Annotated in this window: 25 protein-coding genes; 17 read left to right on the forward strand and 8 right to left on the reverse strand. The window is 46.0% G+C overall.

The genetic code is table 11. The annotated features are described in order from the left end of the window. Nucleotides 1–31: 31 nt before the first annotated feature. Complete coding sequence (locus tag VK497_06165; protein ID HMI09953.1) at nucleotides 32–505, reverse strand: GNAT family N-acetyltransferase; 474 nt, start codon at nucleotides 503–505, stop codon at nucleotides 32–34. A 91-nt stretch (nucleotides 506–596) separates the two neighbouring features. On the opposite strand from VK497_06165, the gene VK497_06170 reads away from it, so the two are divergent. Then, a complete protein-coding gene (locus VK497_06170) occupies nucleotides 597–1,112 on the forward strand; it encodes a hypothetical protein (protein HMI09954.1) in 516 nt (171 codons plus the stop codon). Nucleotides 1,113–1,261: 149 nt separating this feature from the next. Further along, complete coding sequence (dcm, locus tag VK497_06175) at nucleotides 1,262–2,587, forward strand: DNA (cytosine-5-)-methyltransferase (GenBank protein HMI09955.1); 1,326 nt, start codon at nucleotides 1,262–1,264, stop codon at nucleotides 2,585–2,587. On the opposite strand, the gene VK497_06180 is transcribed toward dcm, so the two are convergent. Continuing rightward, complete coding sequence (locus tag VK497_06180) at nucleotides 2,571–3,245, reverse strand: NgoBV family restriction endonuclease (protein HMI09956.1); 675 nt, start codon at nucleotides 3,243–3,245, stop codon at nucleotides 2,571–2,573. The two genes, dcm and VK497_06180, sit on opposite strands and share 17 nt — an antisense overlap. A 175-nt stretch (nucleotides 3,246–3,420) precedes the next feature. On the opposite strand from VK497_06180, the gene VK497_06185 reads away from it, so the two are divergent. Together VK497_06185 and VK497_06190 are read left to right on the forward strand one after the other, a co-directional pair. Beyond that, entirely contained in the window at nucleotides 3,421–3,756 is a 336-nt protein-coding gene (locus VK497_06185; GenBank protein ID HMI09957.1) for a winged helix-turn-helix domain-containing protein, read from the forward strand. A gap of 53 nt (nucleotides 3,757–3,809) precedes the next feature. After that, a complete protein-coding gene (locus VK497_06190; GenBank protein ID HMI09958.1) occupies nucleotides 3,810–4,109 on the forward strand; it encodes a YciI family protein in 300 nt (99 codons plus the stop codon). Nucleotides 4,110–4,433: 324 nt separating this feature from the next. On the opposite strand, the gene VK497_06195 is transcribed toward VK497_06190, so the two are convergent. The 3 genes from VK497_06195 to VK497_06205 all read right to left on the reverse strand — a co-directional run bounded on the left by VK497_06195 (nucleotide 4,434) and on the right by VK497_06205 (nucleotide 7,887). Next, nucleotides 4,434–7,016: a hypothetical protein gene (locus VK497_06195; GenBank protein HMI09959.1), complete on the reverse strand. Its 2,583-nt coding sequence runs from the start codon at nucleotides 7,014–7,016 to the stop codon at nucleotides 4,434–4,436. A gap of 207 nt (nucleotides 7,017–7,223) precedes the next feature. Next, nucleotides 7,224–7,577 carry a DUF2200 domain-containing protein gene (locus tag VK497_06200; GenBank protein HMI09960.1) on the reverse strand — a complete coding sequence of 118 codons (354 nt, stop codon included), beginning with the start codon at nucleotides 7,575–7,577 and terminating at the stop codon, nucleotides 7,224–7,226. A 70-nt stretch (nucleotides 7,578–7,647) separates the two neighbouring features. Further along, nucleotides 7,648–7,887: a hypothetical protein gene (locus tag VK497_06205; GenBank protein HMI09961.1), complete on the reverse strand. Its 240-nt coding sequence runs from the start codon at nucleotides 7,885–7,887 to the stop codon at nucleotides 7,648–7,650. Between the two features lie 280 nt (nucleotides 7,888–8,167). On the opposite strand from VK497_06205, the gene VK497_06210 reads away from it, so the two are divergent. Further along, on the forward strand, nucleotides 8,168–8,872 hold the full coding sequence (locus tag VK497_06210; protein HMI09962.1) for a hypothetical protein: 705 nt from the start codon (nucleotides 8,168–8,170) through the stop codon (nucleotides 8,870–8,872). 148 nt (nucleotides 8,873–9,020) lie between these two features. Here the strand turns inward: VK497_06210 and VK497_06215 are convergent, their stop codons facing one another. Continuing rightward, on the reverse strand, nucleotides 9,021–9,851 hold the full coding sequence (locus VK497_06215; GenBank protein HMI09963.1) for a hypothetical protein: 831 nt from the start codon (nucleotides 9,849–9,851) through the stop codon (nucleotides 9,021–9,023). Nucleotides 9,852–9,969: 118 nt separating this feature from the next. Between VK497_06215 and VK497_06220 the strand changes: the two genes are divergently transcribed. The 6 genes from VK497_06220 to VK497_06245 all read left to right on the forward strand — a co-directional run bounded on the left by VK497_06220 (nucleotide 9,970) and on the right by VK497_06245 (nucleotide 15,131). Next, nucleotides 9,970–10,908 carry an inositol oxygenase family protein gene (locus VK497_06220; protein HMI09964.1) on the forward strand — a complete coding sequence of 313 codons (939 nt, stop codon included), beginning with the start codon at nucleotides 9,970–9,972 and terminating at the stop codon, nucleotides 10,906–10,908. Between the two features lie 234 nt (nucleotides 10,909–11,142). Continuing rightward, nucleotides 11,143–11,934: a hypothetical protein gene (locus tag VK497_06225; protein ID HMI09965.1), complete on the forward strand. Its 792-nt coding sequence runs from the start codon at nucleotides 11,143–11,145 to the stop codon at nucleotides 11,932–11,934. 396 nt (nucleotides 11,935–12,330) lie between these two features. Further along, nucleotides 12,331–12,894: an antibiotic biosynthesis monooxygenase gene (locus VK497_06230; protein ID HMI09966.1), complete on the forward strand. Its 564-nt coding sequence runs from the start codon at nucleotides 12,331–12,333 to the stop codon at nucleotides 12,892–12,894. Between the two features lie 21 nt (nucleotides 12,895–12,915). Beyond that, nucleotides 12,916–13,794 carry an NAD(P)-dependent oxidoreductase gene (locus VK497_06235; protein ID HMI09967.1) on the forward strand — a complete coding sequence of 293 codons (879 nt, stop codon included), beginning with the start codon at nucleotides 12,916–12,918 and terminating at the stop codon, nucleotides 13,792–13,794. Between the two features lie 70 nt (nucleotides 13,795–13,864). Next, nucleotides 13,865–14,509 carry a TMEM175 family protein gene (locus VK497_06240; GenBank protein HMI09968.1) on the forward strand — a complete coding sequence of 215 codons (645 nt, stop codon included), beginning with the start codon at nucleotides 13,865–13,867 and terminating at the stop codon, nucleotides 14,507–14,509. A gap of 43 nt (nucleotides 14,510–14,552) precedes the next feature. Further along, on the forward strand, nucleotides 14,553–15,131 hold the full coding sequence (locus VK497_06245) for an NB-ARC domain-containing protein (GenBank protein ID HMI09969.1): 579 nt from the start codon (nucleotides 14,553–14,555) through the stop codon (nucleotides 15,129–15,131). A gap of 114 nt (nucleotides 15,132–15,245) precedes the next feature. Here VK497_06245 and VK497_06250 read toward each other — a convergent pair whose 3' ends face one another. After that, nucleotides 15,246–15,875, reverse strand: a complete 630-nt coding sequence (locus VK497_06250) for a hypothetical protein (protein HMI09970.1) — start codon at nucleotides 15,873–15,875, stop codon at nucleotides 15,246–15,248. 111 nt (nucleotides 15,876–15,986) lie between these two features. Between VK497_06250 and VK497_06255 the strand changes: the two genes are divergently transcribed. From VK497_06255 to VK497_06270, 4 genes are all read left to right on the forward strand, one after another. Then, nucleotides 15,987–16,841, forward strand: a complete 855-nt coding sequence (locus VK497_06255; GenBank protein HMI09971.1) for a DMT family transporter — start codon at nucleotides 15,987–15,989, stop codon at nucleotides 16,839–16,841. A 19-nt stretch (nucleotides 16,842–16,860) separates the two neighbouring features. Beyond that, complete coding sequence (locus VK497_06260; GenBank protein ID HMI09972.1) at nucleotides 16,861–17,241, forward strand: DUF1801 domain-containing protein; 381 nt, start codon at nucleotides 16,861–16,863, stop codon at nucleotides 17,239–17,241. Between the two features lie 4 nt (nucleotides 17,242–17,245). Then, complete coding sequence (locus tag VK497_06265) at nucleotides 17,246–17,800, forward strand: hypothetical protein (protein HMI09973.1); 555 nt, start codon at nucleotides 17,246–17,248, stop codon at nucleotides 17,798–17,800. 156 nt (nucleotides 17,801–17,956) lie between these two features. Further along, nucleotides 17,957–18,934 carry a hypothetical protein gene (locus VK497_06270; GenBank protein HMI09974.1) on the forward strand — a complete coding sequence of 326 codons (978 nt, stop codon included), beginning with the start codon at nucleotides 17,957–17,959 and terminating at the stop codon, nucleotides 18,932–18,934. Nucleotides 18,935–18,958: 24 nt separating this feature from the next. Here the strand turns inward: VK497_06270 and VK497_06275 are convergent, their stop codons facing one another. Continuing rightward, the gene (locus tag VK497_06275; protein HMI09975.1) at nucleotides 18,959–19,396 is read right to left on the reverse strand and encodes an SRPBCC domain-containing protein; all 438 of its coding nucleotides are present in this window, start codon (nucleotides 19,394–19,396) and stop codon (nucleotides 18,959–18,961) included. A gap of 83 nt (nucleotides 19,397–19,479) precedes the next feature. On the opposite strand from VK497_06275, the gene VK497_06280 reads away from it, so the two are divergent. Together VK497_06280 and VK497_06285 are read left to right on the forward strand one after the other, a co-directional pair. Continuing rightward, nucleotides 19,480–19,827, forward strand: coding sequence for a hypothetical protein (locus tag VK497_06280; GenBank protein HMI09976.1), 348 nt, complete (start codon nucleotides 19,480–19,482; stop codon nucleotides 19,825–19,827). 323 nt (nucleotides 19,828–20,150) lie between these two features. After that, nucleotides 20,151–21,266, forward strand: coding sequence for a hypothetical protein (locus VK497_06285; protein ID HMI09977.1), 1,116 nt, complete (start codon nucleotides 20,151–20,153; stop codon nucleotides 21,264–21,266). Nucleotides 21,267–21,268: the final 2 nt, after the last annotated feature.

The following is a 21,268-nucleotide window of genomic DNA, read 5'->3' on the forward strand; positions in this document are numbered from 1 at the left end:
AACTCTACGAGAAGGATTGCAATACTAATCATCACGCTTCCTTAATATATTCAACATAATACGGTTTAAAACCATATTTTTCATGGAGTTTTTCGGACGCGGTATTGCTGGCGTAAATTCCAGCCTTAAAACGATCTGCATGCTGTTCCTCGACAGCCCAGCGTTCGGCTTCTTCGAGAAGTCGCGCCGCAATGCCAAGGCCGCGTAGTTGGGGCTCGACATAGATGGCTTCAAGATGACATTCTCTGTTTTTGTCCGCGAGATAGTCGAGTACTTCAATATAACTATACTGATACCCGACGATCGAGCCACTACGTTCCGCAACGATAATGTGCGCTGCGTCATTTTTAAGTTCTGAAGCATAGTACGACATCGCCTCGTCCGCGTTAAATGTTAACCCTGGCTCAAACTGGCGCGATTCCGCCTGAAGTCCTTCACTCATGGAGATAATCCTGTTAAGATCTTCGTGCTTGGCACTTCGTATAGAGACTTCCGTATCTGTCATGTACCCTATAGTATCATGACTATCTGGGTAGAACTTAATCTCCCTGTTGCCCGGGTAAGATTCAATTGTCCTGGTGTTATATACTGTGAATATGCCACAGCCCCCTAACGACAGAAAAAACGAAGATACGCCCGCCAGCCGGCTAGACCTTAATAAAATGTATCCGAGAGCAAAATCATTTGATGAATTAGCCCATGAAAGGGAGGAGACCGACAGGCTGCATGCCCAACGCGCGCCAAAACATGTCATTTTACTCATTGGTCTTAAAATCTACAGTATACTGATTGGCTTCGCTCTAGCCCTTACTATTAGCTTTGCTATCATACCGACGAATATCATCGCCGGCGTTTTCTTAAGCTTTTTTATCGGCCTGGTCTGGCTTGGATACACCGTATGGATGCTCACCAGCATCTCAAACTCATTCCAAAGATTTGGGTTTAGCGCAGAACCCTTTTTCCAATTATATGCGCTCGTCTATTCGATATTGGCGTGTGCTTCCTACTATTTTGTCGCCCACATTTCACTCGTCATATTCCTGACGCTAGCTACATGCCTCCACTTTATACTGGTGTATGTTCTACTGAGGACAAAGCTCAAGGCTTCTTGAGATATATTTATTACTTTAGCAATATCTTACTTTTACATGGATAGTTTGGAACATCTCAGGATAATATAGTGTCTCGTATTCGATTCGTTCATCCGCAAATTTAATTATTACTCTGGACCCACTACAACAATTGCTCTATAATGAATTATATGACGAAAAATAATCTAATGACCGTTAAATATATAGACCTTTTTGCCGGACTTGGCGGGACGAGAATTGGATTAGAACAAGCCTTAAAAGAAAACGGGTTTCTAGGAGAGTGCGTATTCACGTCAGAAATCAAGCCACACGCGGTAAAAGTCTACGAGGATAACTTCAAAGGCGAAGAGGTGAGTGGCGATATAACCCAAATTGACGCGAAAGACATACCTGACTTTGATTTCCTGCTAGCCGGATTTCCGTGCCAGCCTTTTAGCTCAGCAGGAGTGAGAAGAGGCTTCATGGATACAAGGGGAACGCTCTTTTTTGATATCGAAAGAATATTAAAAGAGAAACGTCCACGGGCATTCTTACTGGAAAATGTCGAGGGTTTAGTGCTTCACGATAGAGTTGATAGAAGCCGTCCGATTGGACGTACTCTTGAGACCATTATTAATCATCTGGAGAATTTGGGGTACGAAGTAAATTGGAAAGTACTGGACGCGAGTGAATACGGCGTACCTCAAAAACGTAAACGTATTTATATTACCGGATCCCTCTCCGCGAAAACGGATTTAAATGACCTGAATAAAAATAGCTCAAAACTTGCGAATGTTTTAGAAAAAAACCTTCCTCAGTCAGCCTATCTTAATGACAGCGTCTTAGTTAAGAAATTACTTGAACACTATAGCGTTGACCAGATGAAAGGAAAACAAATAAAAGACAAGCGCGGCGGCGCAAACAATATACATAGTTGGGACGTTGAATTAAAAGGACCTGTCTCGGAAGAACAGAAGGCACTTCTAGACGAAATGCTAAAACAGCGCAGACGAAAATCCTGGTCACTATCCAAACAAATCCCGTGGTCGGATGGCATGCCGTTAACGTTAGAGGAAATAGCGACGTTCCATACCCAAACATTGTTCGAGCATAAAATGTCAGATAAGAAATACCTGGTGCATCTAAAATCAATCCTGGACGACCTCGTAAAAAAGAAGTATCTCACATTTGAAATTCCAAAAAAGACAACGCCTGAATACCAGGTAAAAGGATACAATATCGTCGTTGGAAAGCTAAGTTTCGAAATCAGCAACATCCTAGACCCAGAGCATGTAACGCCTACGTTAGTAGCGACGGACGTTACGCGCATGGCCGTCGCGGATAAGAAAGGTCTTCGTAGGATGACAGTAAGGGAAGGACTAAGGTTATTCGGTTTTCCTGAGTCATACGAAATTGACGGCCTTAGCTATACGAAAACATTTGACCTACTCGGAAATTCAGTTAGCGTGAATGCGGTACAGATAGTTTGTGACCGGATAATTAAGGCTGCGTTTTAGTAAACTCACTATAGGAAGCTCCTACTTCCGCCAACCATTCCTCTGCGGATGCGGTGTCACCGGTATATTTCGCAAGCGTTTCTTCTATCGCGTTAAGAAAAGCGACTCTGCTATTGAATGGCTGAGCGCCCTTTGACATAGTCTTGAAATTATACGGCCGGATATTATGGATTTTACCTTGCTTTACTTGAGCACGAATGGCATATTCTTTCATGCTACATGTAATTTCCCAAATCTTTTTGATCCAAATACCGTTTATCTTGATCACGCCATTAGACAATGAATAGCCAAGTATTAAATAATCAACATCGAGTTTGTACGCTTCCGTCCTGAGCGATCTTGTGTACGCGTCAAATTGGGCTACGTCAAAATTAGGTGTTTTCGCAAAATCAAAAGCCTTCACTTCTAAAAGGTTAACGCGGTCATCTTCACTAAGATAAAAATCCGGGAATTGCTGCGTATTAGGATTACCTCTACTGTATACGCCGTTTAAGGTCATCCATTCGCCCAGCCACTCTTGGAGTAGGTTTCCGGTTGCGCTTTTATCGTTAACTTTCAGTTCCGTATTCAGCAGTTCCAAGCTAATTGATCCCTGCGCGCCAACGATACCCTGTCGTTTTAGTAATTCATATAGTTCAAGTGCTTTTGTTCCGTACATACGGGTTATTATGGCACAGAAGCATGTAATTGTCGCTAGACTATCCCGGCGCGCTTTCCGTACGCGTATTTCAAGTCTGGAGCTCTGTTTTTGCCGTATGGCGATCAGCATCATCACAAAACTCCCGTTGACACGCGTAAGAATATGAGTATAGTTAACATATAGGTTAACTATCATGAATATTCCTTATGACTCACTCCAGCTGGACACAATACTCAATGCGCTTGCTAACCAAGTACGCCGTGGGATTATTCATGAATTATCACTTCACCCGGCAACGGTCGGGCAGATGGCAAAGCGTCACGGCATTTCATTGCCTGCGATCCATAGGCATATCCGTATCCTGGAAGAGGCCGGCCTGATCGTCCGTAAGAAAGTCGGACGAACCAACTTTGTCGCTCTCAATCACAAAACCTTAAACCTGACTCAAAAATGGCTCATGCAATACAAAACCGAATGGGGCAGCGCTGATGCCTCATTAGAAAACTATATTTCCAGGATGCAGGAATGATTTCTGGGAATTAAATAAAGGGTTCGGTTACCGGGCCAGAAGGAGAAATAACAATGGGAAAATACGTGTACGTATACTACGCCGGTTCGGATACTGATGCCGGAGACAGCCAAGCATGGGGCGAATGGTTCGGGAAATTAGGCGACAAGCTCGTTGATGCCGGAAATCCTTTCAACGAAGGTGGCCAGGCCGTGTACCAAGGCGGCGTAATGCCCGTCACGGATAAGCCGGTTACCGGGTACAGCATCGTTAGCGCTGACAGCATGAAAGAAGCCGAGGAACTAGCCAAGGGCTGTCCACTCGTCGCTTCAAAAGATGGTGTTGTTTGTGTTTACGAAGCATTACCTATGTAAAAACCGCCCACTCATGTGGTTCTGGTAGCCTACCAAATGAAACGCAGGTGCGGTTGCACCTGCGTTTCATTATGAGGCAGTGATGTGCTGGGCACGTCTTGAGGAGAAAGAGGGTCCGCAATACTGTGAATCCTGCCCGATAGCCTACCATACCTCGTGGTGGTGGCCGACACATCGTGATCCGATAACTGAAATTGAGACTCCTGAAGCCGGGCTTTAGTACGAAAGCTGGGAGCTACGTGACCTGTCCCGCCGGACAGAATGCCGTTTTCATACACGCCTCAGAAACGGACGGGACATCGGATAACACGAAAATCTTTCTTTCTAGGAATAGTGCAGTAGCGACCGTAGTCTTCGTAAAAGCCAAGTACGGCGACCTATTACCCGGCTACTCAGGTCAGACATACTCCACAAGAGGCGAGGGACAAAAGCCTGATTTTCAAGCCAGTGGTTATACAGCACCAACGCCTCGATTTTACGCAGCGTATCATTCATTTTAACGTCACCAAAAACGATCACGGAGGTCATGAAAGTTCCCGTAGGCCAGTCCAGGTGCAGCAAAAGGTTATCAGAAATTTTTTGACGGTAAGACGCTAGATCCTCTTGCGGCTCTTCGCCCGCAATAGCCAGTAGCACTTCAACCGTACTGCCTATCGTGCTACGCATCCGCACCGTATGTTGCAGCGCCTGCTCAACCTGCGAACGCACTTGCCGGAATTCACCTCCATACGCGACGGGCACTATGACCACATGCTTAGACTGTAAGACAAGATCCACGCCCTCGTCATTATGCACTATCGTGGTGTACTGCATATCATCAACCTCAAGCCAACTCACATCGGCATACGTCATCGCCACCCGAAGCCGGTGAGTCGAAGCCGCCACTTGTAGCCGCGTACGCCACGACAGACGATAAGGCGTCATTTGCCGGAGAAGCCGTTGGCGTAGCAGTTCGGTAGCCCGTAAATCTTCTGGCTCGCGTACTTGTTTCCAAGCCGATATAGGGGTAAGGCCTTTCATCAGCTTCTGCAAGCTACCCGTGCGTGTTCCATCGCCATTGATAAGATCTGCCAATATCCCACCTCGCAGCAGTTCGTTATGAGAATTAACGATAGCCACCTGATGATCTACTGAATCTACGCCTGTCTTCCAATACGAAAGCGCCATCACGCGTATAATTTCAGACTCCGGTTTTTTGCCAGACGCAGGTCCGATAGTCGAAAGGAGCCGCATGTTCGTACCTACGGTTTCGAGCATTATCCGCGCCAACAAAAACTCACGATAGGCATCAACGTCGCTATTATTATCATGATCCACCCAGATTATAAGATGGATTGGCGCGTTCTTTTTATTCACTCGTATAACGTCTTGGGCAGCCTTGACTATAGTATCGACAGGTTCATGAGCGCGTACCACCATCACGATGGTGCCGGCTGGCTTGTTATAACTAAGGGATCTGATCGGACGGTCATACCGCAGCCGCTGTGCCCATGTAACTACGTCTACCATAGAGAGGTGGTGGTGTTGAAGATAACGGGAAAGAATCCACGTGGATTCCAGACCAGCTATTTGCTTGTTCGTTCGCGTTATTGGCGGTAATCCCGCTATAGCCCTGCGCATGCCTTCAGGACTATACACGCGGTATGAAGCTGCCTCAGACGCATCATACATCTCACTAAAATCAGCTCTGTCCTCTACGCCCAAGCTGACGAGTGCCCCCTGGAGATCGGCAGCAAGAGCGTTCGTACCGGAACGAAGCCGGTCTTGCCAGGCCAACACGTCCTCAGCCCACCGTTCTATCCACTCAACGAGTGCCTGGGGCTGAATACCATCTTGTTGCTGATCACCCACAAGAGTAGTCCGGGACGCCTCCAAGGCTGTCTTCATTCGAGCTGTCTTCCTATTGAAAAAGGACCGTTTACTATGACGAAGCAAGTCTTGAATCACAACCGCCCGATGCAGTAGCTGCTGCTCCCAATATGACTTATCAGCTGATTGGACGAGTTTCTTCAGCCGCTCATTAAATTTGGCTTCGGGATTATCCGATACGACCTGCATCACAAGCCGGAGTATTCCTTCGGCAAGCAGATCGCCAGCCTCTTCATGCGTAGCCCTTCGTCTCGTGAACCGGTTATAGTTGCGCTGAGGAATACTTCCTGCCCATGCGGCTTGCCCATCCGTAAGAAGATAGGGCACAAGGAAGAACCAGTCTTCGCAGTATATTTGCGGATAAAATCCGAGTACGGCCTTGCGCGTATCGACCAGTATAGCCTGGCTACTCATGTAACTGTCTACGACTACCGATCCGTAGGCCTCCAAGTAGGCACCCACTACTACGGAGTGGTCCGCTTCTTGCCTCGCGTTACTTGCAACCACTTTTGCGCCAGATCGCATAAGGTCAACCTGTTTAAGAAAGTGGCCCTCTTGGATTTCCACATCGTCGTCAACGAATAGCACGGAGGGCCAACCCATTGTCAGGGCTAGCTGGAGACCAAAATTGCGCTTATCTGAAAGATCCCAGCCTGGAGGGCAGTCAAGCACGGACGCCGGCCGCGACAGGGCATCATGGTTATTGTCAAAAGGCCCGTCTACCGCCAGCCATTTTAGTTGCTCGAACCTACGCGCCAATAGTATTACGTCCTGCCGCTTCGCCTCACCGCTACATAGCACGACAAAATATAGCCCGTACCGTTCAGCCAGACCCATATTCCGAAGAAGAAACTGCTCGACTCCTCTTATACTGCGGGAAACCGGCATGATAATCGCGCCGACATGGGCAGAAGCATCTATATCAACCGGTGGAACATACTGGCTGGCATCACGGGCCGTTTGACGTAGGTTATCGCCCATAGCCGTGACCCGTCCGGTCGGATAGTCAGCAATAAACTCAGGCGGTGGTACCGACATAGTAAACAATCTCCATTGCCACCCTAATTATTTTATATGATTGACGCTTATCTTAACATTAAATGCTCTAAAATTCAAGCGACCAATTAAAAAGACGGCTGGATTACGCCAGCATACATACTAGGTATCTCCTAGTGACAACAGGCTAGGGGAGCAGCCATTAGCAAAACGACTGATAAGAATTTTACACGTTTAATGCGTGCGGCTTTACTGCTTCCGCAAAATCTTCTCTATTGCTTTTCCCTTGGCTAACTCATCGATTAATTTATCCAGGTAGCGGATCTCCTGCATGGTTCGTTCTTTGATCTCTTCCACCCGGACACCACAGATCATGCCTTTAATTAAAGCCCGGGAAGGGTTCAGCCTGGGAGCTTCCGCAAAAAAAGTCTCGAGATCCGTTTGCTTTTCCATCTGCGCTTCTAGCTCTTTTTGGCTATATCCTGTCAGCCAGCAAATAATTTCATCGACGTCCGCTTTCGTACGTCCTTTTTTCTCGGCCTTAGCGATATAAAGGGGATAGACTCTTGCGAAGCCCACTGTATAAATCCGAGGTTTCATCATGATATCCTTTTGCTTCTACGGTTTTCCTTATTTTAGCACGGAGGCATGAGAGTGAGACAACGGGCGGAGGTTACCTGCCTGGCTCAAGATCATTCTGTTTTACCACTTCGCGCATCATATTGATCATGTTTGGTAGTGCTAAAAGATCCTTGGCGGTAGTTGTTTCTTCAGGACTTGCGACGCATAGCTGTCTAACCTTTCCTTGTTCAGCAACAGCAAGAATAATGTCGTCTATCGCAAACTCATCAGCATCTTCGGAATGGTACGGCAAAAAGGCGTAAGAACCGACCTCATTATGGACGGATGTCACTTGCTCAATAGCATCCACAAGATGACTTGAATCAAATGCATAAATAGAAGCATTACATCCAGATATTTATTTTATCGCATATGATTCCAAGATTAAATGGATTAAATGGATTAGCTCATGGTTAAAGCTCATATTGATAACGAAATATCCTGGACTCCGGCTCACGTAGCCTGACGCAATTGATGAGACCGAATGGCCTTTATCGGTGGGCTGACTTATACTAGACATTGTTCTGAAACATAATATAAAACAGCTAATACGTTCCATCGAAGGGAGCTGCATGCCAAAGTTCAACAAGCATTTTTTACATGGTGAATCGGGAATTATCTTTTATGCGGGTATAGCGTTAGCCGTAGGAGCTTTCGGCATAACCATCGCCAGTCTGCTTTACGCACTAACGCCCGTGGAAGCTGCGCTTCCTATCCCTAATCCAAATCTTTCGGATGCGTTTACCGCTACGAAATTAGGGCACGAAACCATGAAGGCTGCCGGTGTCATTGGAATCATTTTTGATATCGTTTTTATGGCGGCAACACTCGTACTGCTAGCTTTTCGAAAACCTAAAACCCTATCGGTCGAACCACTAGGTTGGGCATTCGTGACACTGAGCGTTTTAATGTTTGTCGTGGCTGATGCATTAGCAGCAACCGCGCTGCCAAGGTTAGCACTGGGATTTCAGTTAACGGACGCGTTCATAGGGTTCAAGCTTCTATTTGACATCTTTTTCGTCATGGGTAGTATTAGTTTCGGGCTGGGCGGCAGCGCGATTTTTATCAGTGAATTAAGAGCGCAACATGCACCGCGACCGCTAAAAGTTTTGATGTGGAGTGGCCTTCTTTTTGCGCTCGCAGGGCTTATATCAGGACTGCTATATATTATGAACGTCAGTCTTCCGCTAGTAATGGGAGCGGCTATACTAGGCGGGGGATTGATCTTCTGTATCTATGGCGTACATATCGCAAACAGTACTCGCCGCTTGCAATAACTAGGGTATCGCGCATGATTTAAGTGAGGCTTTGATTCTTCAGCATCGCAATCTATATCGTCATCGTTAAAAGTTAGATTAACGTACTGCCACTCCTGCCAGAATGATTATATTTAAATGGTCTTACTTATAGGATCTTTATTATTTGTTATGGTTTATCGAAGTCAGTGATTGGATCTTTGATTGGCGGCTCACATCCAAAAAGATCTCTTGCGCCACAGCCAAGAGACTTACTGAAATAACCATAATCTTCACCAATAGATAAGTAGGATTTGTCATGAGCCACGTCATTTGGATTATATGATCGTATAAGATGAGTGGCTGTATTTCTCGATAGTCCGGATCGATTTGTTGACGGGTCGTAAAGCTTGCATGAAAGATTATTTCCTCTTGACCAGTCTAGGAAGCCAAGAGAAAGATTACGAGGATTTGCGAAGTCGTCGTAGAAGTTGGCGCATTTGTCATCCCGACCGCTATTATAGCTGTGTGGAGTTCCAAAAACCTGAACGAGAGAGTTGCTCTCGGCCAGTTTCTGAAAGATCTCGTCCCTCGTAAGTGATGTCTCTAGTATATCGACATATCGTATGAAGCAATTTTGAGTCCAGTTAACTACTGTAAATTTATTTTTTGACTGAGAGGTAAAATAGCATGTATCCACTTTTGCTGAGTGGGTGGGTGTCTCACTGTTAATCAATCCTGCTAGGTACAGTAACTTGATTCGATTATTTTGTTCAGCGTCGAAGCCCTGCTCTACTTCCTGTCTTGATTCTGTCAGCTCTTGCCGTATAGCGTAGCTGCTCGAAGTGACCTGTAAGAATGCAAAAAATCCTGAATAATAAGAGTATACGCCTGCTATAGCAATAAGTAGCAGTAGACCTACGGCTATAATGGTGTTACGAACCCATGTAGGGGCTTTCTCTGAGATTCTGGGCCGGCGGTTACGAGTATTCTTTTGCGTATTTTTATTTTGCTTAGCCATATGCACATTGTATCATCCATACATTCTCTTCTTAAAAGACCTCCACCTTTGGTTAAGTCTATGCGTTTTGAACGTAGTGTGATATGTTCATTCTATATCTATAAGTAAGGGAGCTAATATGTCCGCAGATACGTCAGTGCTAGAAGACCCTAAAGAGCAGCAACTTGAAGATAAACCACATATGGATAGTGACGGGGAGCATCTATCCGCTTTGCCCGTAAGAGATTACGATTCCGCACCCGAGCACGTAAAGCAATTCTATTTAGACAATCACACCCACCATACGTACGAATCAACCCGTAAGCTATGGAATGACTACGCCTCACCCAAAGCAAGAACGCTTAAAGCCCCTATGTGGGATATGCTCGTCGCCGTAGGGGAGTTTTTTGACGCCAGCGATCCCGATGTCGAAGACCCGCAAATCGTCCACGCGTTCCAGAGTGCGGAATCCGCAAGGGAAAACGGGGAAGATGACTGGATGCAGGCAACCGTCTTAGTCCATGACGTCGGTAAAATTCTCGCCACCAATCTGCTTCCAGGCAGAGAAGCCCTGCCTCAATGGTGCGTTGTGGGTGATACGTTCCCACTCGGCATAAAATTTGATGAGCGGATCGTTCTATCCAAATACTTCTTCGAACAGCCTGCCGTGCCCGATAGCAGCGATCCTTTGCTACGCAAGGGCTGGCCAGGAAACCCTGATGTCAAGCATCCTGTCTACGGTACTGAGCAGGGCGTATACGAAGACGGCGTAGGCCTGGATAATCTTACCGTTTCATTCGGCCATGATGAATTTTTGTTCCAGGTCCTAAACGGGAACTGTAACCTGCCAGACGGCGCGCTCCGTATGATCCGCTACCACTCCCTATATCCTATCCACTCAGCAGGTGCATATAGCCGCTTGCTAGGTGAGGGTGACGACGAAATACTTGCAGGCGTCAGACGCTTCAACCAGTACGATCTCTATTCAAAGGTTGAAAAAAAGCCGGATATCGCAGCACTCATGCCTTACTACAAGAACCTGGTTGATAAGTTCTTCCCAGAACCACTTAACTGGTAGGAACTGGTTTAAAGTAAAAGGGTGCTGTTAACAGCACCCTTTTACTACGCTAATTTTGTAAAATCATATAGTTAATGCTATAGTCATGACATGAAATCGTTCAACGGCAATACGTATCTATATACCGACTATATCTTGGCGGTATTTGCTGTTCGCTCGTAAATTTAATTCTTATTTTTCTCAGCTAATTACCGCCTAAAGAGCGGTAATTTAAATTTTAGTAGAAAGATAATTATGAAAAACGATGCATTTAACAAACGAAAAGAACATATCATAAGTCTCGCGACCGGGCCGGTTGCTCCGCCTGTACACATCGCGTACCTTCCGCACGAAAACAAAGTATGGGAAATAGTGAGCACGACGCTTAGGCCGATTTGGGATGCCGTGGTTATTGATGAAGTGCTTGAAGCACGCGAAACCATCAAGTTACCGTTAGATTTTGTCCCGCAACTGTCGGAGGTGTCAGATAAACTTCTGGCAACGAGTGGTTTTACGTACCATGCAGTTGGAGGTCTTGCTCCTAAGGACGAATTCTTTGGCGCACTTGGCAGGAAATCGTTCCTATCAACACAATACTTGCGCCACCCGAAATCACCCCTCTACACGCCCGAGCCAGATATCATCCACGAAGTCATAGGCCACGGGACCTGTCTTGCCAATGTTAAACTTGCCCAATTACACCAGCTGGCAGGCTCAGCGCTTGTGCGCGTATCGACCGAACAAGCCAAGCAGTTCATCGCGAACGTATGGTGGTTCTCAGGTGAATTCGGCGTTATTCGCCATACAAAAGGCGTCAAAGCGTTTGGCGCAGGACTACTTTCTTCCGTAGGCGAGCTCCAGTCTTTCACGAGAGAGGCGACTATACGACCGGTTAATATCAAAGAAATGGGGACAACACCATACCAGATAGATATTTTCCAACGGACGCTTTTCGCGGCCGATTCTGTCGACCACTTGCTTGCATACGTCGGCGGGTTTTTCGCCCAAGTTGACGACATAATGATAGAAGAAATGCTACGTGCGTAGCTATCCATGACTATTAATCAAGCATCAATACGTACAGGGCAATATGTAGGACTACGCCTTGCACTACGTGCACGCCTTACTCGGATACCAGACATCAGAGATTTCGTGATTCGAGGCTAGAGTATTGCATTTATTTTAGCAATATAATACAGTTCACAGACTCACCTGGGGGGTGGACACCATGTGTAGCGGATGGGATTGGAATCAGGAAGACGCTCCGAAGGAGTCCTGGGCGTAAAGCCCGCCACGCATAATCAAGATATAGGGGTCTTTTCTTTTTAGGCAGAAATCTTTTCGATAATCTTTGGTACTGCTACGAAACGATCAATTATGCGAATTCCACATTAATCACGGACTGTCTTATAATAAGAGTAGGATAACAGTGGAGGGTGGATCATGGCAGAAGCAAATAATTCCTCAAACGAACCCGTTACGGCCGTGTTCAGCTGGACGGTAAAACAAGGTGAGGAACAGTCATTCCAGCACATGATGCATGCCGTGCATAAAGTCGCCCGTACCTTTCCAGGGCACATGGGCGTTACCACTTTAAACTCTCCTACGCGTAAAGAAAGTTTTCAGACCATATTACGGTTTGATACCACTCAGCACCTTGAAGATTGGCTGAGTTCACCCATACGTCAAAAGATGATGAAACCCCTGGCGAAGATTGCGAGTACGGATACAGCTACCAAATCAACCGGACTAGAAACCTGGTTTGAAATTCCAGGTCAGCAAGTTACTCCACCCCCAAGATGGAAAATGGTAGTCGCTACCTTTATTGCAATCTACCCCGTAAGTTTACTCTTTTCACTCTTTTTGTCTCCGTACATTGAAGATTGGCCCATCCTGGTCCGGGCATTGTTTCTACCGATCATCGCGCCGGTTATTTTGACGTATCTATTCATGCCATTTTTGACACAGCGAATTTTAAAACGCTGGTTGTATAAAAAGGATTCGTAATCAGGGAGGGGAGGTGTGTCTATGAAAAAATCAATCGGGTTTATAGGAATCGGGACTATGGGAAGCCGGATGTCCGCCCGGTTTCTTAATGCCGGTCTGGAAGTAACCGTATTCAACCGGGATAAAAACAAAACAAAACCCTTAGTAAAACAGGGCGCTAAGGTCGCGGGTTCTATCCCGGAACTCGTAAAAGCAGCTGATTATATCTGCATATCCGTTTCAAACGACGACGCTATAAAAGATGTGGTTAGCCAAATAATACAGGCTGGCGTCCGCAATAAAACGATCCTCAGCCTCAGCACTATTTCTCCAGATACCGCAGTGGAACTAGATAAAAATATCTCGGACTGTAAAGCTCGGTTTCTTGACGCGCCCGTGTCTGGAAGTGCGCCTCAGGTAGAGTCAGCGCAATTACTCGTGTTCGCTTCGGGTGAGGAGAAGATATTTGAAGATGTTAAGCCAATACTGAGCGCTATAAGCAGGACGGTGTACTACCTAGGACCAGCAGGGAACGGATCACGCATGAAGCTCGTCACGAATACTCTTTTGGGACTGGGCGCCCAGTCGCTTGCCGAAGCGCTACTTCTGGGTCAAAGAATGGGGATATCCAAGGACAAAATGATCGAAGTGCTGAGTGAATCAGCAGTCGTATCGGCGTCTCAAAAAATAAAGATGCAAAATGCGCTTGCAGATGACTACCCGGTAGCATTTTCGCTGGCCAATATGTATAAAGACTACGGCCTTATCCTAGAACAAGCCCATGCTACGAATACCCCCATGCCAGCAACAGCCGCAGCACGACAAGTCAGTGCTGTAGGTATGGCTCGCAAACTGGATGCTGACTTCGCTGTCGTTATACGGCTCCTAGAAGAAATGACACGTCCGACGACTCGAAGTTAACAGAGGTCTTAATCTAAGAGCTGTAGTTCGCTTAAGAAAATATTCAGGGGTCTCTTGCTATAATTCACCTATGGAAAAAGAGTACTCCCCTCCGGAAAGTGTCACGACGCCTCACAGGTTAGAAACCTTCAGCGACGGCGTGATGGCAATTATCATCACCGTCATGGTGCTTCGTCTTAGTGCGCCGTCCGTCCCAACGCTCAGCGGCTGGCAACCGTTCCTGCCTCAGATAGTAGCCTATGTCCTTAGCTTTATTTTTATCGCCCAGTACTGGAATAGCCACCACCAGTTGCTCCGCTTCACCAAACGGATCAGTGGAGGCGTCATGTGGGCAAACATGCATTTACTGTTTTGGTTATCGTTAATCCCCGTCGCTACGGCGTGGATTGGCGAAGATGACAATTACCTCCATGAGTCTCCGACTGTTCTATATGGGGCAATCGCGCTCATGGCCTCAATCGCGTATGCAATTCTTACGCGGCTCATAAAAAGGATCGAACCCGAGGAGGTCGCAGCGCACCACACAGTAAGGAACACGAAAAATATTACCTCTATTATTACCTATACGGGAGGGGTTGTTATTGCCGCGCTCGGATTACCCCTCGTGGGGATTGTCTGCTACGTCCTAGTGTCGGTATTGTGGCTTATTCCTGACCGCCGTCTTGCTCGTCTGTGGCAGCGATCGCCGGTACGCACCTCCATTAGGGGTAACTAGACGCTTTTTTAAGCAACTCAAATGCATACGCTATGATAAGATCATGAACTTCGATAATTTAACAAAAGAAATTCAAAACCTACTCAGTGAAAAAGAACACGTCGTCATCGCCGTGTCCGGTTTTGGTGGCTCAGGAAAAACGACGCTCGCAGAAAGGCTAGCGTCTCACTTCAAAGACTCAACTCTTCTTCAACTAGATAATTTTCTTATCAATCGCGGCGAAGGAAGTGGCTGGAGCGGTGGCTATGACTGGAAACGCTTCGAACACGTCCTACTAGATGCCAAAGCCGGAAAGGATCTGCATTATCAGTGGTACGACTGGCCTAAAGACGAAACGAAAGACTGGATTGACCAGCCACTACCTCCGCTTCTTATCGTGGAAGGCGTAAGATTACTTCAACCAAACCTACATCCTTACTTCGATCTAAAAATCTGGATTGATTGTTCCATCGAAACCGCGACGGAGCAGGGGAAAGCCCGCGACCGCGCAAACAAGGCCGATGCTGACTTTGATATTGAATCCCATATACGAAAATGGGATGACATTTGGATTCCGAAAGAAAAAGAGTATCTTGCGCACTTTAGCCCAACAAAAGATGCCGATATTCTTTATACGTATTAGGTTAAGAATCAAGCTTTCCAACGCGACCAAGTTATAGCTAATTAAAATCCATATATGAAAGCAGGCGCCAACGACCGTAGTCGCTGACGCCTTGGCGCTTCCGTTACTGCTTCCTCACTCGAAGGCGTTCACTAGGAACCGGCCGTAGTGGCCGCAGCTCAGCTTCGAGTTGAACATCTGAGCCTTCGCCAGGCTGGGACCACCGACCGTGATGTTCTGTGCGTACAGCGGAACGGACGTCTTGTAACTGTTCTGCAGGTTGGGGCACACCCGCTCGACGAAGGCGAAAAAGCCCATCGAGCGGTCTTCGTAGTAGCCCGCACGAGCCTTGGTAGGCGCGCTGTTGATGCGCCTGATCTCGGCTTGCACGATCTTGACCTCTCGCTCGAGCAGTAGCTCTGGCATGTGCGGCAGATACCTGTTAAAGCGAAGCGAGAACCGACCTCCGACCCGTTCCACCCACATGGATGCGTCCAGCGCACCGAAGTAGACCTCGCAGAAATCGGCGAAGTGCAGATCGAGTGTGGCACGAGTGACGGCTCCGAACTCGCCCGGCTTGCTAGCCAACGCGTCGAACAGCGTCGCCGCATCGTCCTTGTCGATACTCAGATGAGTGTACACGGTAGCTCCTTGCTGCCAAAAGTAGTAGAAGGTGCTCACCGTGGCAGAAACGGAGAGCTGTATATGCGTAAAAAGCGCACATGCAGCTCTCCGTTTAATGATTTTAATGTACTGACTATGCATACTTTATCATAAAGTTAACATAAAATCAATAGCTACGTTCCCGACACGCATCATAACGGAGAAAAAAGCTTTCCGGTACGATGGAGCTGTATGTTTGGTATGATAGGGTAGATGTTTAACTCTTGGCAAATAAACCTGATCTTTTTTTATATCTTCACCGTCATATTCTTCCAATGCTATAAGCTAGCAGTAAAAAACGTAAAGAACGACGGAGCCGCAACGATAGCGCTTCAAGTCATTGCGGGTATCACCGTGCTCATACTCGTGCCATTTTTTGCCATCAATTGGCCGGCAGGAATTGGAATAATCCTATTACTCGTTGCGTCCTGCGTCTTTTACGCGATAAATGACCGGATGCAAACGACCGCCAGAAAGCACCTCGAGGTTTCTACCTTTTCGGTTATTGGACAGCTATCGACGGTTTTTGTCATCCTATACGGCTTAACGTTATTCAACGAGACATTCACATGGCTGAAACTCGCCGGAGCGGTACTGATTATCGGAGCTAACGTTTTAATTTTTTACCAGAGCCGCAAACATAAAATAGAGATTAATATTTATTCCATACTGGCAATTTTGGCAGCATTTGCGTTCGCGACCGCGCTTGCCATTGATGTCGGCATATCCAAAGAGTTTAATCTGCCACTTTATATAAGCCTGACCCTCCTCATACCGGCAATTATGATCGCTATTGCAGGTAAGGTATCGCCCCGCCAATCGGTTACGGAATACAAAACCAACAGCAAGCTTTTCCTCGCTACTGGTATTAGCTGGGCGTTGTCTATTTTCTTTTCGCTAAGAGCCTTCCAGCTAGGCGAAATGAATACCGTCATCACTCTTGAAGCCGTTGTCGTGATATTAAACGTGCTTGCGGCATATATATTCTTAAAAGAGAGAGGCAAGATAAAGCGGAAAATTGCCGGGGCAATTTTAATCGTTTTCGGCGTGCTGCTCACCACGCTTTAGTTTTTGTTATGATAAGAGCATGAAGACTTATACAACCGTTTCAGAGTTCCTTGACGATCTAGATACCGGCAAACGCCGGCAAGTTGAAGCACTCCGTAAGATTATCCTTGACTGCGTACCCGTGACGGAACACGTCAAATGGAATTCCCCAAGTTACGTATATAAAGACGAAGACCGAATAACGTTCAACCTGCATGGAGATGATATCAAGATCCTTATTCATATGGGCGCTACCCGCAAAGAAGACAAAAAGGCCAAGCCGATCATGGACGATGAAACCGGCTTGATTAAGTGGAGCTCAAATATGCGGGGAATCATTGCATTTAAGGATATGGACGACCTTACCGCTAAGAAACAAGACTTTGAAAATATACTGCAGCGTTGGCTGGAGGTTGAATAAAAATTTGAGCGATTTCCGTCCTTACCGATTTAGCCCAATCACCACAAAAGAAGGCCTGCTTGAAGTAATCGGGCATATCCACTTTTCATGCTATGGATTATGCAAACAATCTTTCGGCTACTATTTGCCAAATGCCGGTAACATGGGCGTGTTTTGTCATTACGACGATGAATTCGAAATCCTAAAGAAGATCAGAAATGAAATGACCGAAAACTCAGATAATCCTGATTTAAAATATTTCACGTTACGTGAACCAATAACGATTCCCGCAAAAGGGGATATACCCGAAATGACGTACACGCATTTATACATCCGCAAACCAGACCCATACCGTTACCAGACAGGTGATGTTGATTTCTATTTGGACAAATCCGACTATGAAAAACTCAAACAAGAAATGCTCAATGGGGAAATTGTCACCGGCGCGCGTATATTCGAACGCCCAGACTTAGATATGATCGAACTATACAATCCTGATATTGACGCGCTTGGTTATATTAGCACTAATACAATGGCGGAAAAGGTACGAATAAAGCTTTCTGATGCAACAAAACTGTAGATGATCACCATTCTAGTGAAAAGATCTGCACTTAAAGATTTCGTATGGACGCATTTTTGTTTGCTATAATCAGAACTGATACGATGACCGAGAATAGGTGATAGCTTGCAAAGCTATATACGGTAGGATAATGTCTGCCTCGTATCTCCAATTATTATGACAGCCAAACAATACTTAGAAACAAAACTCGAAGAGCTGAAACAACCGGCCGCTCTTGATATTCCCGAAAATAAAGAGTTACTTGTAGATGCAATATTCAAACTGCTAATGTCGAAAAAGTTTCGTAAATATGCAGCCACACCTGAATTACAAAAACACATGTTGTCGGCTATTGCATTAAACGTTGAGAACAATGAACCAATTAACCTTACTTTTCTGCATGGCGCCTACAAACTGTGGCGCTTCGACGAAGCCCCTGAGGCTGACTGGGCGGAACTTTTTTCTCTTATGTACTATTCAAACTGGGTTAAACCGGTATGTGCAATCTACAAACCCGGCGTGTGGTTTGATTTCTTCGTAGACGATTTAATCATCCCCGTGCTCGACAATATTGAACCTAGTGATGTAGAGCAATATCTAGCCTCGTATCAAAACATCATGCATTTCCTAAAGCCTTACCAACCAGAAAACTTGAAGATGACGGTTACACCCGTCGGCAGTCAATTTTCATCCCCTGAAGAATTCAATAAGTCTTTACAACTGAATATTAAAAAAGTTGAATCCTCGCCTGATGGCGGCCTTCCGACTTTAACAGATGCAGATAAGGCGATGGTAGAACTTAATACAAAAGCCACTGATGAACAAAGGAGCGATCCGCAGTGGCGAGAAAAAGTCCTGCTCATACATAACGCATACATGTCTACAAAAGCCGAACCGGGATATCACAACCAACCGACAAAGATCAAGGTTTTCACCCAGCCACTTCCAAATGGCATGGTGATGGCGGTAGGGTCATCAAAAGATTCAGTTGCCAAGTTTTGGGTCGGAATAGGAGCTCTTAGGCCGCGCGATGACAGTTTCCGCCAAATTATTCTGACACCCAATCAATTAAAAGAAGCGTCTTACGCAAGGGAAGCTATCGAGCTTACGGGTCTTATGGGGGAAAATTTTAAACGAATACGAATTTTATCCTAAACCACCGCTAGGAGAAGTTGCAATTTATTCGATAACTTCCGCCAGCTTATTAAAGAAACCCGTCCAGCCTTTTTTCAGGTTGCCGGCATATTCTTCCGCCGGTAGATTTCCTCCGGACTGATGAAAGATCATTTCGGTTTTACCACCCAAATCCTGCAGGTGAATATCCATGACTTCAAAAGTTGAGTCTTCTATATCATCTGGGTCAGGGAAATCAAACTGGAGATGCGTAGGTTCATCAATAACCCGGTATACGCCAACTTGGGGATATTTTCCGCCATCAGGCATAACGGTAGTCGCGCGCCATAAACCACGAACTTTAAAATCAATCGTCACACCCGTCAATTTACCAGGCGAGCCATACCACTGGGCAAATAGTTCTGGATCAGACCAGCTTTTCCATACTTTTTCTACAGGCGCGTTAAATACGCGGGTAAGTGTCAGTGACAGATTATCTTGCATGATGAATCCCTCCTATAGTTTTATGATAGATCCGTCTGAGAATAATTGCCAGTACTGAATGCCGTTAGTTTATAATCCTACATATGGCTAAAGAGTATATTAGGAACTTTGCAAAATATGGCGGGCTTGTCACTGTTTTCTTTGAATGGTTTGCCTTGCTCTTCTTTTATCTTCGCGAGCCAATATATTTTACTGGCGAGCATCCGATTAGCTATTTCGCGACGCTTCCTCAAACCCGTGTAGTGTTTACTGTTTTTTATCTTATTGCTGCGGTTAGTTTTTGGATATTTGCAAAACATCACTTGAAAAAACACTACCAGACGCCAGTTAAAATATTCGTGTTCTCTATGATCGGTTTTGCCGGGCTTGCTTTATTTCCCTATGAACCGGCAAGTGTCCTGAGTACGGTGATTCATAATATTTTAGCCTAGTCATCATTTTGTTTGTTCCTACTCGGCATGTATCTCATGGCTAGGAAGAGTGACGATAGGCGATTTAAGATTATTACGATTCTAGCAGTCATCCTGAGCGCTTTACTCATGGCGTCTTTCATTACTTTATTCCAAAAGACAGCCACTTGGTTTTAGGCCTCGAAGCTGGTTCGTGGTTTGTTTTTCAGCTTTGGATAATTTGGGTTTCATATCGTTCTTATAAAAACATGCTGACTTAATACCAAATAATATGAAAAAATATTCATATTATTAAGCAATGTTCCTGTGATAACGTGATATTGCCCGAGCTGGGCATATTATTTATGGCAAATCACGAACACGATATAACCCGCTTCTCTTTTACTCCGTCAGCTTTACGTGACGGACCACCAGACTTGCAACGAAGGTATCCTGGATTCTTTGAGGAGGCTGAGCATTTCGGTGCGCATCTTTTCAATGGCGAAACCTATTTTAATCCAGTCTATGCCCTTGTTCTCGTTATTAGAACGAAAGATGGTGATAGATTGCTCACAGGAGTTCGCTCTAAAGATGAGAAGCGACAGCCAAATGTCGGTAGCGCCATTACCCTCCGCAGGACGCATGCTCAAGTTCGCGCCACAATGAACACATACAGTAAGTACCGCATTCCCATATTAGGAGGCGCGATAGAGGACGAAGGCTATCATATAACCCAGCTCGATCCGCGAAATCCCGTATTAGTCGCGGACTACGAACCTGGAGCAAAAATCTCAGCGGACGACGAGTCGTGGCCTAACGGCGATATTCCCTTTTATGACACTTTTTATTATCTTATTGAGAAAATTCAGGAACGTGGCTACGAAAATGTGAGGAATCGGGACTCACGGATCGATGACATCATGCAAGATGCTGTCATCTGGCCAGGGCCCGAGTTAATGGGTGTCAGTGAGGTCGGTATATATAACAGCAAATTCCCACTACATAGAGATATCCCGATGATAACCGATCCTGAGCTTCCACCGCCTACCAATGGTACCCGCCCATTGGGTGAAGCGATTTTAGAAGCGAATGACTTTCACACCGTTGTAGGTGCCCTCGACCTTAGCGATATGCCAGAGGCTACAGTGCGAAAGCTATTTTTCAGCCATGCTAATGATCACTATAGCCACTTTGATCTGGCACGTCTTGACTCATTTAACTATGCGGTTAGACACAACGTAGTAGACCTTGTTGCTCCAGGATTCGAGAAGCGTAGTCGTAGTCAAAGAGACATGCTGCATCTACTGGCTTGCGCAGGAGGCTTGTGTTTACGAGCAGCAGCAGTCGGATTAGAACGCCACTATGCTTACATTCAAAAGGTGTTGGGTGATAGTACGACTGGGGTGTACAGCTATCCAATACAGCTCAAACCGGCCAATTCCAGTATGACAATCACCAACGAGCCCATTGATCCAGCTTGAAC

It is taken from the genome of Candidatus Saccharimonadales bacterium (genome assembly GCA_035317825.1).
GTDB lineage: Bacteria > Patescibacteriota > Saccharimonadia > Saccharimonadales > Saccharimonadaceae > DATHGB01.